Source organism: Pseudoalteromonas sp. S16_S37, from assembly GCF_014694405.1.
Lineage (GTDB): Bacteria > Pseudomonadota > Gammaproteobacteria > Enterobacterales > Alteromonadaceae > Pseudoalteromonas.
Genome location: NZ_JAAUWV010000006.1, coordinates 1 through 14,627 on the forward strand (window position 1 = coordinate 1; position 14,627 = coordinate 14,627).

The 14,627-nt window shown below is 42.6% G+C and carries 12 protein-coding genes; 7 read left to right on the plus strand and 5 right to left on the minus strand.

Annotation, left to right across the window (positions count from 1 at the left end; all coding sequences use genetic code 11):
* Window positions 1-87 precede the first annotated feature (87 nt).
* Window positions 88-375 carry a hypothetical protein gene (locus HC733_RS04755; RefSeq protein WP_190363908.1) on the minus strand — a complete coding sequence of 96 codons (288 nt, stop codon included), beginning with the start codon at window positions 373-375 and terminating at the stop codon, window positions 88-90.
* 187 nt (window positions 376-562) lie between these two features.
* Between HC733_RS04755 and HC733_RS04760 the strand changes: the two genes are divergently transcribed.
* The 3 genes from HC733_RS04760 (at window position 563) to HC733_RS04770 (ending at window position 5,554) form a co-directional block, all read left to right on the plus strand.
* Window positions 563-1,324: an IS5 family transposase gene (locus HC733_RS04760; protein ID WP_190363909.1), complete on the plus strand. Its 762-nt coding sequence runs from the start codon at window positions 563-565 to the stop codon at window positions 1,322-1,324.
* Between the two features lie 505 nt (window positions 1,325-1,829).
* Complete coding sequence (locus HC733_RS04765) at window positions 1,830-4,619, plus strand: collagenase (RefSeq protein ID WP_190363910.1); 2,790 nt, start codon at window positions 1,830-1,832, stop codon at window positions 4,617-4,619.
* 143 nt (window positions 4,620-4,762) lie between these two features.
* Window positions 4,763-5,554 carry a substrate-binding periplasmic protein gene (locus HC733_RS04770; RefSeq protein WP_190363911.1) on the plus strand — a complete coding sequence of 264 codons (792 nt, stop codon included), beginning with the start codon at window positions 4,763-4,765 and terminating at the stop codon, window positions 5,552-5,554.
* A gap of 31 nt (window positions 5,555-5,585) precedes the next feature.
* On the opposite strand, the gene gloA is transcribed toward HC733_RS04770, so the two are convergent.
* The 4 genes from gloA to HC733_RS23505 all read right to left on the minus strand — a co-directional run bounded on the left by gloA (window position 5,586) and on the right by HC733_RS23505 (window position 10,249).
* Window positions 5,586-6,026 carry a lactoylglutathione lyase gene (gene gloA, locus HC733_RS04775; RefSeq protein WP_190363912.1) on the minus strand — a complete coding sequence of 147 codons (441 nt, stop codon included), beginning with the start codon at window positions 6,024-6,026 and terminating at the stop codon, window positions 5,586-5,588.
* A gap of 71 nt (window positions 6,027-6,097) precedes the next feature.
* Window positions 6,098-8,059, minus strand: a complete 1,962-nt coding sequence (locus HC733_RS04780) for a pre-peptidase C-terminal domain-containing protein (protein WP_190363913.1) — start codon at window positions 8,057-8,059, stop codon at window positions 6,098-6,100.
* Between the two features lie 19 nt (window positions 8,060-8,078).
* A complete protein-coding gene (locus tag HC733_RS04785; protein WP_190363914.1) occupies window positions 8,079-8,750 on the minus strand; it encodes an Lcl domain-containing protein in 672 nt (223 codons plus the stop codon).
* Complete coding sequence (locus HC733_RS23505; protein ID WP_190363915.1) at window positions 8,747-10,249, minus strand: ethylbenzene dehydrogenase-related protein; 1,503 nt, start codon at window positions 10,247-10,249, stop codon at window positions 8,747-8,749. Before HC733_RS23505 ends, HC733_RS04785 begins: the two co-directional genes overlap by 4 nt.
* Window positions 10,250-10,427: 178 nt before the next feature.
* Between HC733_RS23505 and HC733_RS04795 the strand changes: the two genes are divergently transcribed.
* From HC733_RS04795 to pheS, 4 genes are all read left to right on the plus strand, one after another.
* Window positions 10,428-11,615 carry a GGDEF domain-containing protein gene (locus HC733_RS04795; RefSeq protein ID WP_190363916.1) on the plus strand — a complete coding sequence of 396 codons (1,188 nt, stop codon included), beginning with the start codon at window positions 10,428-10,430 and terminating at the stop codon, window positions 11,613-11,615.
* 79 nt (window positions 11,616-11,694) lie between these two features.
* Window positions 11,695-12,753 carry a DUF2066 domain-containing protein gene (locus HC733_RS04800; RefSeq protein ID WP_190363917.1) on the plus strand — a complete coding sequence of 353 codons (1,059 nt, stop codon included), beginning with the start codon at window positions 11,695-11,697 and terminating at the stop codon, window positions 12,751-12,753.
* Window positions 12,753-13,460, plus strand: coding sequence for a DnaA regulatory inactivator Hda (gene hda, locus HC733_RS04805; RefSeq protein WP_194709978.1), 708 nt, complete (start codon window positions 12,753-12,755; stop codon window positions 13,458-13,460). The genes HC733_RS04800 and hda overlap by 1 nt, the downstream gene beginning before the upstream one ends.
* A gap of 179 nt (window positions 13,461-13,639) precedes the next feature.
* Window positions 13,640-14,620 carry a phenylalanine--tRNA ligase subunit alpha gene (pheS, locus tag HC733_RS04810; protein WP_190363919.1) on the plus strand — a complete coding sequence of 327 codons (981 nt, stop codon included), beginning with the start codon at window positions 13,640-13,642 and terminating at the stop codon, window positions 14,618-14,620.
* The last annotated feature ends 7 nt before the right edge of the window (window positions 14,621-14,627 follow it).

Here is a 14,627-nt window from a genome sequence, read left to right on the forward strand (position 1 = left end):
TTAATCTCCATTTTGCAAGGTTTTGAGGGGTGAGAAAACAAACGTTGCAAAATGAGGATAGTAAGATCGTTTAGATCATCAAGAAGATCAATGCATTAAGTGATTTTCAGTGTCGACTATTTTGTATGCCCTTGCCCAAGGAAGAAACTCCGCTTTTTCGTCTCGCCCGAGTTCTTGCTGAATACGCTTAAAAAAATTGAGTGCTATCCCTGCTTCAGGAGCATTGTTTGATGGCGCAATTTGAAATGGGGGGAAGTGCTCGGTGACAACCCTTAGTGCTTTGGCATGACTAAAACTGAAAATAGTAAAACTAGCGATTACAAAGAATACAACGCGGCAAAGGTACGGTAATAAATGATGTGTTGGTATGGTCAAAGTAGCCACTCCGAATACTGAACATAAAACTTATATCAAAACGTATGTCCTGCTTGCCAGTTTAATACCAATCACATTGAGCAACCGACTAGAGGCTGTTGATCTTTGTTTAAATAATAAACGGCATAGCAACAAGGTATAATGGTTTCGCCAAAAATCAAACATACCACCAAGATTGGACGTTGCTATGCCGAGAATGATGTTAACAGATACAACTTGGGAATACCTCAAAGAAATACTGCACGCTACAGGCCGTGTTTATAATAAATACGAGCACCGTATGACGATGGAGGGCATTCTTTTTCGAATGAGGACAGGCATCCAGTGGCGAGATTTACCCAGAGAATTTGGCCTTTGGAATTCTGTTTTTAGACGCTTTAACCTTTGGTCTAAAAAAGGGGTTTTGCAGAAACTCTTTGAAACATTAGCATCACTTAGTGACCCTGAATGGCTATTTGTTGATGGAAGTATAGTGAAAGCACATCAAGATAGCAGTGGTGCATGTAGTAATAACGATGAGGCGGTTGGCAAAAGTGTAGCGGGCAATACAACTAAAATTCATCTTGTTGTTGATAGCTGTGGACTGCCAGTCTACTTTGAACTTTCTGGCGGTCACATTCACGATGTAAATCATGCTAAAAGCCTAGTTTTGAGGTCCCCTAAAGCAGAAGTTATAACGGCAGATAAAGGCTATGACAGTAATGACTTTAGAAACCAAATTGAAGAGTTAGGCAGCCGAGCCAATGTGCCAAGAAAAGGAAACAGCAAGGTTGGCAACGAAGACATAGATTGGTGTCTATATAAATATCGCCACCTTGTTGAAAACGCCTTTATGAAGATAAAGAAGTATCGAGCAATAGCGACTCGATACGACAAACTAGCAAGAAATTATGCGAGCAACGTGGCCCTAGCATTCATAATGATGTGGCTGCCAATCGTTGTTGAATGATTAATGTCCAAAGATCAACAGCCTCTAATCGTAACAATAAAAGAAATCGCATTCACTGGCTGATTTAATTCATCAGATTAAGGATTTGATACGTGAACAACATCGTTATTATAGGCTAGGTTTGCAGTTTGTAGAAAAAGCCTGCTCGAAGTGATTGAGTCTATGCACTTATAAGCTGATGCACACCTTTATTTGTTTCGATGTGATCCAAGTATTGCATACCAAATAGAAGCAAAAAATTAATTAAACCGCTTTTAAAATAGGTATTGCGCACAATGTTGTGACTTCACTTTAAGTTGCTGTTTGAAAATCAAATATTGCATAAGAGGAGCGAGTTCTATTCATGTTCTTACGACCGATTTACTAATGACGCTTATACCATTCTCGATATGTTTATATTCATTAATGGTATATAAAATATATTGTATACACTGTTTATTTAATGTTAATTGTAATGTGTCCACAATTGATGGACTTGGATACACAACATACAAAGGTACACATTATGAAACTGAACAACATTATTTTATCTCTGCCACTTTTGGGGCTGAGCGTCAGTCAAAGCATTATGGCGTCGGAACGTATAGAACCTGCACTTATGCAGCCTTATTCAGCACAGGTTGTTGAGCATACAGAACATGGTCATGAGCACGCAAAAAAGGACGAACGCGCGCCTGCGGCGCAGTCAACCCTAAATAGAGTTGAAACCCTAAATCCGCAGTTTAGAGTACATCAAGTTGCGTCTGTAGATGCAATGCAAGCTTGCTCCCTTGATGCGCTGGCAAATGCGTCAGCTGATCAGCTTGTTGACTTGGTTAAATCACAAGGCACGAGCTGTGTTAATGAGCTATTTTCTGCCAGTAGCAATGTGCAAGTTGCGGTATTTACAAATGCAAAAATGAGCGCGGCGGTGGAACATGCTAAAACACTTGCTAGCAGCTATACAGGTACTGGCAGCAATGACTTAACTGCACTGTTTTTGTTCATTCGTGCGGGTTTTTATGTTGAGTTTTATAACGACGCGGTCACTTTTGATAGCAGCATCAGTGCTAACGTTAAGTTATCAATCGACGCCTTTGTAAATAACAGCCATTTTTATGACAACAATAACGAGCATGGCAAAGTGCTTCAAGAAGTCATCACCACGATGGACAGTGCAGAGCTACAGCACGAGTATTTGGAGGTTGTGCGTCAGTGGTTAACTCGCTTTGACGAAAACTACGCAAGCAACCGTAATATGCGCAACGCCATCAATGGTATTTTCACTATTTTATTCCGTGGTCAGTGGAATGATGCTTATGTTAGCAAAATCAAAAAAGATACCGACTTAGTGAATAAGCTCGTTGCCTTTACGCAAAAATCTTGGATGGTTAACTCAGACTCTGAGTTTTTAATTGTCAATGCATCTGGTGAGCTTGCAAGGTTAAAGAAATATGGCGCGAGCGATATTGAAGCGATTGTAACCAACGGTTTGAAGCAGCTTTTCTCAACCTACAAAAGCTATGGTTTTGGTGACGCGCTGTGGCTAAATGCAGCGGATGTGGCGTCATACTATGCAGATTGTTCAGAGTTTGGGATCTGTAACTTTGAAGACACTTTAACACAGCAAGTGCTGTCACAAACGCATCAATGTAGCAGCACTATTCGTATTCGTTCACAAGAGATGACACCGCAGCAACTATCTTCAGCGTGTGACACTATGGCGGCGGAAGAAACGCGCTTTCACACCCGTTTAGCGACCAATCAAACACCAGTTGCGGATGATAATAACTCGTTTTTACAAGTAAATGTCTTCAACAGTAGTAACGATTATAAAAAGTATGCAAAAGCCATATTTAAAATCGATACCAACAATGGGGGTATGTATTTAGAGGGTGATCCTAGCAAAACGGATAATCAGGCTAACTTTGTCGCATATGAGGCAAGTTATGCAAAAGCAGATCACTTTGTTTGGAACCTAGAACATGAATACGTGCATTATTTGGATGGGCGATTCGATCTTTACGGTGGTTTTAACGCACCGACGGAAGCCATTGTTTGGTGGAGCGAAGGGGTTGCTGAATACATTGCTAACCTAAATGACAACCAAAAAGCAATTGATACCATAAAAGACGGCTCGGTTTACAATTTACAGCAAGTGTTTGCTACCACTTATGCCGGCTTTGACCAAGACAGAATATATCGCTGGGGTTATCTTGCTGTGCGCTTTATGTTTGAGCGTCACAACGATGAGTTGAACAAAATGCTTGGTAAAACCCGTGTTGGCGATTGGGCTGGCTATAAAACGCTTATCAATGACTGGCAGGTACGCTTTGATAGCGAATTTACCCAGTGGACAGAGGAGTTAGCAAAGGGAGGACCGTCTGCACCTGTTGCCAAAGTAAACGGACCATACAGTGGTAATGAGGGCGAAGCGATTACGTTCTCAAGTGAAGGAAGTAGCGATGCGGATGGCGCGATTGCCACCTACCAGTGGGACTTTGGTGATGGTAACCAAAGCTCACAGGCTAATCCGTCTCATACCTATGACAATGCGGGTGACTATACCGTTACATTAACAGTTACAGACTCTGATGGGTTGTCAAACACCGCAAGTACTTCGGTAAGCGTGGCACAAGGGCAAGGGGCAACTCCGCTTAAACGTGGCCAAGCCGTTACTATCTCAGGGCAACAAAATGAAGAGTTAATGTTTGTGCTGGATGTGCCGCAGCAGGCGAGTAATTTGAACTTCGCAATATCTGGAGGCGAAGGGGATGCTGACTTATATGTGCGTTATAACAGTGAACCTACACTAACAAGTTATGATTGTCGTCCATATGTGGGTGGTAACAGTGAGCAATGTGACTTTGCGCAGCCTCAGGCGGGCAAGTATTTTGTGATGATCAGAGGCTACAATGCCTTTAGCAATGTGCAACTAGTTGCTAATTTTGATGCGCCAATCGCGTCACTTCCTGATGCATGCCAAACTCAAGCGGCAAGAACTAGCGGACGAGCAAAAGACGGCGAGCTCATATGCTTGGGTAATGAATCGGTTATGTGGTTTAGCTTAGAAAGTGTGAATGAGCAAAGCACTATCCGCATCGAAACCGCTAACGGCAGTGGCGATTTAACTTTGGAGTACAGTAACTCAGGTTGGCCAAATGGCACTAATGTTGATGCGCGTTCTGATAATCAAGGTAACGCAGAATGCATTAGTGTAAGTGGTCAATCCCAGTTTTGGGGCTACTTAAAAGTGTCGGGCGACTCACAAGCGGCATCACTCAAAGTAACTTACAACGACGGTGGTTGTAACTAATACCTCATCGGCACATAGGCTTAATTTTGCCTATGTGCCTTATTCACGCTTCTGGATAAACGTATAAATTGTTTGCATTGTATTAGTGACTGGTTAACACTGTGTAGGAATTAGTTTAAACGAGATAGAGCTACTAGCCTGCCATGACGTTTATACCACATCGCGCTTTACTACAACTAGCAGTAATGAGTTTGCTGTTTATTATTTTGCCCAGTTATGCAGCGCAACAAGTAAAAATCTATGCCTACCATTTAAAACCTCCTTACCTTATTGATGTTGAAGAAGAAAAAGGCCTGTATTTCGATTTGACCAAGTTACTCAATCAGTTTCAGTCCATGATTAACTTTAAATTAGAATACATGCCGCGTAAGCGTCTAAATAGAGACATCGAGCAAAACACATTAGACGGATTAATTATGGGCGTAAGTCCAGTTTGGTTTAGAGACCGTGAGCAAATAAAATTTGCGTGGTCTAAAGCGTTTATGAATGATAGGGACGAGTTTGTTTCGCATGTGAAAGCGCCCTTTGAATTTGATGGTCCATCGTCTTTGTATGCAAAAACAATCGGTGGGATAAGGGGCTATTATTACTTTCAAGTTGCGCCGGTAGTAACGCTTGAAAAAGCGATTGTGGTTGAAACAGGTACTGAGCTGCAATTATTAGAGATGGTCGTCAAACAGCGTTTAGATGTTGCGGTGATTAGTCGAGCAACCGTGAATTATTTGGTGGCGCAAAATAAGCACTGGCAAAACGATATTCATTTTTCGCAGCAGCCCCATGAGTTTTACTCGCGGGCAATGGTGGCAACCAAATCTATGCAGGCAGTAATAGACACTATCAATAACTTAATGCGAGACCCGTTATTTGATAAGGCGTTGAACAAACTGTTGGCCGACTACCACATTACCGACAAAGATTTAGGAATAGTACGCTAAACACCACAGCCTTGGGTGTTTAGCATATCAATTACCAAGTACCAGTGTTTTGCATTGAAAGCCAAGGCTCTTGTGGCGCCAGTGCCTCACCTTTTTGCAAAAGCTCGATAGAAATACCATCCGGAGATTTAACAAACGCCATATGACCACAGCGAGGTGGGCGATTAATGGTTACGCCTGATTGGCGAAGCTTGTCACAAATGGCGTAAATATCATCGACTGAAAATGCCAGATGACCAAAGTTGCGTCCACCCGTATAGTCTTCAGGATCCCAGTTGTAGGTTAACTCAATGGTAGGTTTGAAGCTTTCTTTTGCTTCATCCAACTGGCCTGGAGCGGCCAGATAAATTAATGAAAAGCGACCTTGCTCGCTGTCGTATCTTTTAACTTCGATAAGACCCAATAGGTCACAATAAAAATGTAATGATGCGTCTAAATCCTTAACACGCACCATGGTATGTAAAAAGTCCATAGCATGCCCCTTGTAAAGTATTAGCCTAAGACTTATGGTCAGTTAGGCAAATAACAAGGGGCAAGGGGGCTTTATTGTGCTTGTGCCTCAAGCAATACGCCAGAATAGCTACTGTACGCTTTAATGGCTAAATGCCAAGTGCCACTTTGTGGATTAGCGATATTGCATTGCTCTGTATTGCCCTCTTTGAAAGGTCGGCATTCATAACTGGAGCTGGTAGGTTTTTGTCCAAACCTAACATAAAGGTCGGCATCGCCTGTGCCTTGACTGGTTTTTACCACAAGGTTACTTACGCCCGCTGGTACATCAAAGGTGTAGTAAAGCCAATCGCCCTTACTTGCGCTTAAATCTGGCCATTGTTGCTGTTTACCAGGGACGGTGCCTACGGTATAGCTAGCCACTAAGTTCATGCCAGAATAGGCATCATAAGCATGTAGCATGACATAGTATTTACCTGCTTGCGGCGCACTAATTGGGCAATTTTCATTATTGCCGTTTTCATATGGGCGGCAATCATAGCTTTGCAAAGTGGCTAATTGCGCAAACTTAACGTAAAGGTCTGCATCGCCGGAGCCGCCAGAGGTGCTAAATGTTAGATTGCTCGCGTTATCAGGTACTTCAAGCACATAATGAACTTCGCTATTTTTAGCTGCACTGAGGTTTGCAACAACTTCACCATTTTGTAGCGCGATTGCACGTGGTGGTTCCACAGGTCCACTGCCATTATCTATCACACTGAGTTTATTGCTGGCTTGTTTAAGTGTTAGTGTGTCGCCGATTTCACTTGCTTGCCACCAGTTGATATTTGCGGGCAGTGCTAGCGGGTCTGCAGCTCTTTGTTCAAGGCTGAGCGTATCTGCTGTTGCATCAAATTGAGCAGTGCGCACCAATAACTTGTCAGCACTGACAGAGAGTACTTTAAACTGTTGAATACTGGCTAAGTCAATAGTCCAGCTTTTTGGATCGTTAGCTGAACGAGCGGGGGCACCCCAGCTACCTTCACCAACATAAACAGTGCCACCAGTAGTGGTTGCGTTGAAGCCATCTGATGTGGGTTGTAACGCTTGTGTTAGCTTGTTGATATGGGTGTCCGACTCAACTACAAGATTCATTGCCTTGTTGTAAAATTCATTAGCCCACCAAGTGTGTAAAATGGTGTTGTCAGATTTACCTGAGTAATGCGGGTACATCGGCTTGTGATATTGTGCGCTGCGCCAAGTTGCACTGTTACCATGGGCGCTTAAATCTTGTGCTAACCAGTTATTCATAGCCGTTGCATAGCTCGACCAGCCACTGTTCTTATATTGGCTATTGAGCGTATAAACGCGCAGCAAAGTGCCAACATTGAAGGCGCCATAGGTATCTAAGCTAGTACATTGGCCATCTTGGTTATAGTCAACGCCAAACACTTGGCAAAGTGTTTTATAGTTATCATCTTCGTGGTTGCCGTGTGTGGCTACAAATGGATAAATACGTTTGTAACTTAGCCCGTCGATGGTATCGCTTGAAAAAGTAAGCTGCCAATCTTTAAGATACTCAGTCATCTCTGATGCCGAGTTTGCATTAGTATAGTCACCGCCATGCATGATGAATAACGGACGTATCTTGGCGATGAGTTCATTGCCTTTACGACGTGTTGTCCATCCTGTACGGGTATCACCGCCAGCAATAGCCGTAAAAGGTTGGGCATCGGTTGGGGCAGTTTTAAACCAAAAGCGCTCAGAGCAGCCCTCGCTATCACATACTCGATAATACACATTCGAGTTGGCGGTAAGGTTTTTTAAAGTTGCAAAGCTGCTGCTTAAACTACCATCAAATGTATGCGTTACATCAACATTGTGAGTGAGCCAAGTTTGCTCATCTGTTGAGGTGCCATATTTGATATGATGATTGCTTGCGCCTGATGGCGTAAATCCAATCGTTGCTTGAGATGCTGGATTGTGGTCCCAAATTAGTCTGTGATACTGACTGCCTGCGTGGGCGCTGAGCGATAAACCCAAACCGACAGCAAGACTCACGATATGTGTCTTCATTTCCTTGGTCCTGTATTCATTATTGTTTCATTGAGTTATCACGACTACTTATCTGTGACAGTGGATGTGACTTGGTAAGCGGGCTTACCAAGATCACAAATGCGGCATTTCTATATGGCAAGGCATTAACGGTGCCATCATGGAAGTTAACTGCTTTAGCCCCTAGTTTTAGGTGCTTAAATTGCTGCGATAGATTGGCATCTGATTGGCTTGTCCAATAATCGCCTTTTTTTATATGGCTAAAATAGTCATGGGCGATATATGGACGGCCGGGTCGAGAAGGCGATTGTATCAGGCTAGCAAGCTCTTGCTCTGTTGGCAGCCGCCAGTTATGTTGTCCACATAAGCCTTGGATGTTGGTGTGTTCAATGAGATCCTGCGTATCACAGCGCTGTGACTCAAAATAACAATCGCCAAAGTTTGCTTGTCCTTTGCTTTGTTGGAACCAAGAGTATGTCCAGTAGCCATCATGAATCGACTCGTTATCGGTTTTCACTTCCCAGAGTACGTTTAGTTGACTGTCGAATACGCAAGCCCAAGGGCCTTGCCAAGGTGTTAATGGCGCGCCTGTCGCGGCTATTTTCGTATATCTAGCATGAGGAGTAGGTAGAATTGACGGCGCATGGGAATAGTGAACAAGGCAATAAAGCCCAGTCGCCAACAATAAAGAAATCAACAAGCGTTTTATCACAATGCATACCTCAACTTGATTGCTCGCTGGTGGCGGGTATGTGCAATTTGGCTGCTATCAAAAGCGGATACCCACATGCAAGTGTGGTTAGCAAGCTCAATATCGTGGGGTGAAGCTGTTTTGTTCTTTCTGACAAGCTCTAGCGTCCAGTAGCCATCTTGCCAGCGGCCTTTTGCTCTGACATCTGCCCTGTCACCTTCAAAGCGGTTTGAGCGATAAAGTACAGAGCTTAACTGTGTGCCGCTTGGGTAGATATCATGTTCTTTTTGGTAAGGGTGACTGCCAAACCATGGCAATACGGGTTGTGATATTTCGGTATTTTGATTTGGCAATCTTTTAGGTGTTACTTGGTTTTTTGAATACCATTGCCAATTCATAACATACGAGCCGCTTTCTTTACCGTCGGTTTGATAGCCAGCTTTGTATCGGCGCTCTGCGCTAAGCGGTGTCACCAAAGGTCCAAAAAAGTTGTCATCCGCTAGTACCATGTCGTTAGTACGTACTGCTTTCCAATGCCAAAGATCTCGTATTTTGCCATCTAAACTGGCGTGATAGCCTTTGCCGTGCCAGTTAGCAGGGTATGAATTAAAAGGCTGTTTGCCAAGATAGCTCGTGCCATCTGCACCAAACGAGCAGCTATTAGATAACATAACGGCAAATTTATCTTCGTAGTAACTTTGTTCATCAAAGTGATAAAAGCCATTTTCTTGAACTTTCCAACCCGATTGGGTTTTTATGAGCGGTAAATGACGCAGGCTTTGAGTCGGGTCAGCCCAACGAAATAAAAAAAATGTTTCTTGGGCGTTACTCAGCGCTTTTATAGCCACTTGCGTGTGGCCATCAACAAAGTTTGCACCATGGTTGGTATCAACAAAAAATATCGGCGCATCCAGCCATTGAGGTTCATTGTCATAGCCGTCAATCTCCATCAATACTTCTGCAGCAATAGGTGAGACAGATAGCGTGTGAGTCAAAGATTGTGTGTAATAGTACGATGCACAAATGCAAATAATTAACCCCCCCGTTAAACGAAATGGCATTCGCTTAAGCGGGATAAACAGTATTTTTTTAAATGCATTTCGTCCTAGCTGAAGCAGATACACCCAGCTGTGTAGTAATAGATACAAAATGAGGGCTATTGCACTTAAATAATGAATTGGCAGCAAAGATTGTGGCAACCAATCAAGTCGCAACAAAACCCCACTTAGCAAGCTTATTAGTATTATCGTATAACCAAACCATGTAACGAGCTTGTGATAGAAAGACTGAGCTATCACTTTACGATGAGCGAGTTTGAAATAACAGTAATAGCACGCAAGCACCAGTAGCGACATACCACTGATTAAGTGTAATGAGTGTATTTGGCCTTCAGGCAAAAGCATGGCGATGCTTAACAGATATGGCTTATCTAAAGACCCGATGCGAAGCCCCGAAAGTAAACTAAAAGAAATAGTGAAAATAGCTAGTGTGTGTAAAACAATAAAAATAGAACGGCGCACGACAACTCGAATGGTTAATTATGGGTTAATAAATATTACATAATATTTACCTTTAATTAAGGGAATATGACAGTATTTTGTTATGCGGTTATTTTATTGGCAGGTTTTAGCTAACCTAAGATCCTATCCTATACTCATAGCTATGAGTTCTACGCGCGTTTATAAGCTAAGGGGAGCGATGACTGTACAAAAAATAACGAAAGACAACGTTATTGACAGTGTGACAGATATCGTCGCTTGTCTTAATACCAGTGACTCTATTCAACGGTTTTTACTCGATATTCATTGTATTTTGCAAAAAGTTACCTATGCCGATAATTTTTATGTGATCCTGTTTGACAATGATGATGGCGTGCTCAGTTTTCCTTATTTTCACGATGTGATGGATGATGTTCGCGTTGAGGATTTAGAAGATATCGATGTGAATGTGATTGAAAATACCTTAACTGGTTATGCAATCAACCAACGTAAAATTTGTAACTTCACGGAACAAGAAATTAAGCAGCTGATTGCCAATGGCGATGTTCAAGTGCTTGGTACTATGCCTAAACAGTGGCTTTGCTTTCCACTGCTCAACCGTAGCTCTTTTTTAGGCGCATTCATCATTCAGTCTTATCGCAATGAGCAAGAATACTCGGGAAGTATTGTTGATGTGCTTTATACGATAAGTCATGTGATTTCCTCAGCATTAGATGCGTTTAACAATCAAAGGGCGCTGGTGGAAGCCAATGAAGCCTTACAAATTTATCAAAGAGAGTTGGAAGAGCGGGGGCTAGAGCGCACCCGAGAGCTACAAAAAAGCCTAGAAGAAGTGCGTTTGGAAGTGACTAAACGAGAGCAGCTACAGCATCAGCTTGAATATGAATCACTACATGACAACTTAACGGGTGTGGCCAACAGAAAGTACTTATTCAACGAATTGTCACGCCTTTCTTCTAAGTCTAAGCGTGCTGTGCTTGAAGTGTATGTGCTTTATATAGACTTAGACGACTTCAAACCAATCAATGATACCTATGGTCATCAAGCAGGAGATACTGTGCTTAAAGTTGTCGCACAAAGATTATCTAAGGAAGTGAGAAGCTATGATTTGGTTGCGCGTTTAGGTGGCGACGAATTTGTAGTGCTGATGACTGAGCCACTACACTTTGGTGTATTAAAGCAAGTATGCGAAAGACTTTTAGAAGCGATATGCGTACCAATAGAGGTTGAAGCCACAAGGCAAGTAAAGTGTGGTTGCAGTATTGGTGTTACCGGTAATTACGGACAAACATTCAGTGCTGAAGGTATATTGCATCAGGCAGATGATGCTTTGTATGAAGCAAAAAACAACGGTAAAGGGCAAATTTCTTTTTCAGTCTCAAAATAACTTTAAGTTTGCTAAGGACTTTGCTTTGGCTGCACTTTGCTTTAGGATCGCGTTATAAAGGTTTCCTGTAGCTTAAGTTATGGCATTGAGAATATTGTTTATTTTTTGTTGGGTATGGTCGTTGCAAAGTGCTGCAGTAGAGGTGACTGATCTATATCAAAGTGAGCTTTACGTCACTGATAAAAGCCGAGATACCCGTGTTGAGGCAAGTAAGCAAGCATTGTATAACGTTATTAAAAAGCTTACTGGCCGCCATGACGGCGCAGACTCAGCGTTGATCAAGCAAGCAATGCGTTCAATTTCAGATTATATGCTCAAATATGAGTATCTTGAGACCCCTGAAGGGTCAACCAAAATACGTGTTAGGTTTGAGCCGAGTAGAGTAGAAGAACTGGTGCGTGATGCACAGTTACCTCTTTGGGGTAATAGAAGACCCCTTATCGCCATTTGGTTGGCAATTGAAGACAATTTTCGCAGGGAGTTTGTCACCCAAGATAGCTATCCACAATTAGAAAGACTTATTTACGATACTGCGGCCGAGTGGGGCGTGCCTGTGATTGTACCGTTGTTAGATTTAGATGATTTAACCAAAGTAAGCATTGCCGAGGTGTGGGGGAATTTTTCTAAGCCTGTTGAGTTTGCCTCACAACGCTATAACGCAGAACGCGTTATCACAGCAAGAATGTTTCAACAACCCAATAGCAGCAGCTGGCAGTTAGAATGGCGTTATACTGACGCACAGTCGTTTGAAGTAAATAAATTAGTGGGTGATAAACAGCAAATTTTAATCACGATGGTGAATAATTTCTCTGAGGCATTAGCGCAAAACTATGCTATCGACCCAACACGGTCAATTACGCTGCAAACCACTTCGTTGCTGGTTGATAATTTAAACACATTCACCTCTATAGAGCTTGCTAAAAGACAACTTGAGAGCATGAGTACGGTTGTGGATGTGGATGTTACTTATCGTTCAGCTGATAAAATTCGCTTCGTAATTAAGCACAGCTCAACATTGGATGATTTGATAAAATCTCTTAATTTGGAGCAGGCATTTAGTGTTTATATTGACCCCCATGCTTTTTATCAAGTTGCCAATATTGGTAACCTCAGATACAGCTGGGTAGGCGGGCAGTGATGAGTAACGAACCTCTACAAATGGCTTTGCCGGTCACTTTGCCTGATGACGAAACGTTTGAATCATATTTTGGCGGCGCCAAATCTTTAGAAGTAAATCACCTAAAAACTTCTTTATTAAATATTAGCAAAGGGTTCCAGTACACTTATCTGTGTGGATTGGCAGACTCTGGCAAGTCACATTTGCTTTATGCAACGTGTATTCATGCTCAAGAAATGGGGCTATCGACTATTTTGTTGAGCTTGCGCGAAGTTATCGATTTTGGTCCGGCTGTATTAGATGGACTGGAAACACTCGATGTGGTGTGTATCGATGATGTGCACTTAGTTGCTGGAATTGAGTCTTGGGAAAAGGCGCTGTTTAACTTTTTCAACCGTTTTAATGAGCCCAATAAGTGCCTTGTAGTAACCGCTGATCTGCTGCCCAATATGCTCAATATCAATTTGCCAGATTTAGAGTCTCGTTTAGCTTGGGGGACCACTTTTCAGATCCGTTCAATGAGCGATGATGATAAAGCGGAGGCGCTGGTAAAGCGTGCAAATATGAGAGGACTTGAGCTATCTGACGAATGTGCGCGGTTTTTGTTAACCAGACTGAGCCGAGACATGCGCGCATTACTTGATGTGTTAGACAAACTTGACCATGCTTCGATGGCCGCGCAGCGCAAACTCACGATTCCCTTTATTAAAAGTACGCTCAATTTGTGACCAACCAATGGTCATAGTTACTCTCTATCAGGTAATTTGCCATTTAAGCGATAACTTTTTACAAATATTCACTGTCAAAGGCAAACTGAGCCAAGTTAGGGCTAGAATCTAGTCCTTGCTTTCAGTTATCATAAGCGATTAATACACAGCAAATTACCTCCATAAAGATCAGGTATAGAATGAACTTAGAGAATATTTTAGCGCAGGCGCTAGAAGCCGTCGCAGGCGCAAGCGAAATCGCCCACCTTGAGGATGTCCGAGTTAATTACCTTGGTAAAAAAGGTGAGATCACTGGATTACTAAAAACCCTAGGTACTTTGGCGCCAGAAGAGCGTAAAGAAGCAGGGGCGGTGATCAACCAAGCCAAAACACAAGTACAAGATGCGATTAATGAAAAGCGTGAGTTTTTAACTCAACAAGCTCTTGAGAAAAAGCTCGCCCAAGAGACAATTGATGTGACATTGCCGGGTCGTACTATGCCAGTGGGTGGCGTACACCCTGTTACTCGTACGATTGAGCGTATTGAGTCATTTTTTGGTGAGCTAGGTTTTGCTGTTAAATCTGGTCCGGAAGTGGAAGATGATTTCCATAACTTTGATGCCTTAAATATTCCTGAGCACCATCCTGCACGTGCGGATCATGATACTTTCTATTTCAATCCTAAGTTGGTACTACGTACACAAACCAGTGGTGTGCAAATTCGTACAATGGAAGCTGAGAAACCGCCATTACGTATTATTTCTCCAGGTCGCGTATATCGTAACGATTACGACCAAACACACACACCCATGTTCCATCAGGTTGAAGGTTTGATGGTTGATACGGATGTGAGCTTTACTGAGCTTAAAGGTATTTTGCACGATTTCTTACGTAACTTTTTTGAAGAAGACATGGAAATACGTTTCCGTCCATCTTACTTTCCGTTTACGGAACCGTCAGCTGAAGTTGACGTAAAGGGTAAGAACGGTAAATGGTTAGAAGTATTAGGATGCGGCATGGTCCACCCGAATGTACTTCGTTCTGTGGGTATTGACCCTGAAAAATACACGGGCTTTGCCTTTGGTATGGGTGTGGAGCGTTTAACCATGTTGCGATATGGCGTAAACGACTTACGTGCATTTTTCGAAAACGATTTAAAATTCCTAAACCAATTCAGATAAGAGCGAA

What these genes read in the sequence shown, in the direction of transcription:
- HC733_RS04760 (WP_190363909.1), top strand. Translation starts at nt 563, where the DNA reads ATGCCGAGAATGATGTTAACAGATACAACTTGGGAATACCTCAAAGAA.
- HC733_RS04765 (WP_190363910.1), top strand. Translation starts at nt 1,830, where the DNA reads ATGAAACTGAACAACATTATTTTATCTCTGCCACTTTTGGGGCTGAGC.
- HC733_RS04770 (WP_190363911.1), top strand. Translation starts at nt 4,763, where the DNA reads ATGACGTTTATACCACATCGCGCTTTACTACAACTAGCAGTAATGAGT.
- gloA (WP_190363912.1), bottom strand. Translation starts at nt 6,026, where the DNA reads ATGGACTTTTTACATACCATGGTGCGTGTTAAGGATTTAGACGCATCA.
- HC733_RS04780 (WP_190363913.1), bottom strand. Translation starts at nt 8,059, where the DNA reads ATGAAGACACATATCGTGAGTCTTGCTGTCGGTTTGGGTTTATCGCTC.
- HC733_RS04795 (WP_190363916.1), top strand. Translation starts at nt 10,428, where the DNA reads ATGACTGTACAAAAAATAACGAAAGACAACGTTATTGACAGTGTGACA.
- HC733_RS04800 (WP_190363917.1), top strand. Translation starts at nt 11,695, where the DNA reads ATGGCATTGAGAATATTGTTTATTTTTTGTTGGGTATGGTCGTTGCAA.
- hda (WP_194709978.1), top strand. Translation starts at nt 12,753, where the DNA reads ATGAGTAACGAACCTCTACAAATGGCTTTGCCGGTCACTTTGCCTGAT.
- pheS (WP_190363919.1), top strand. Translation starts at nt 13,640, where the DNA reads ATGAACTTAGAGAATATTTTAGCGCAGGCGCTAGAAGCCGTCGCAGGC.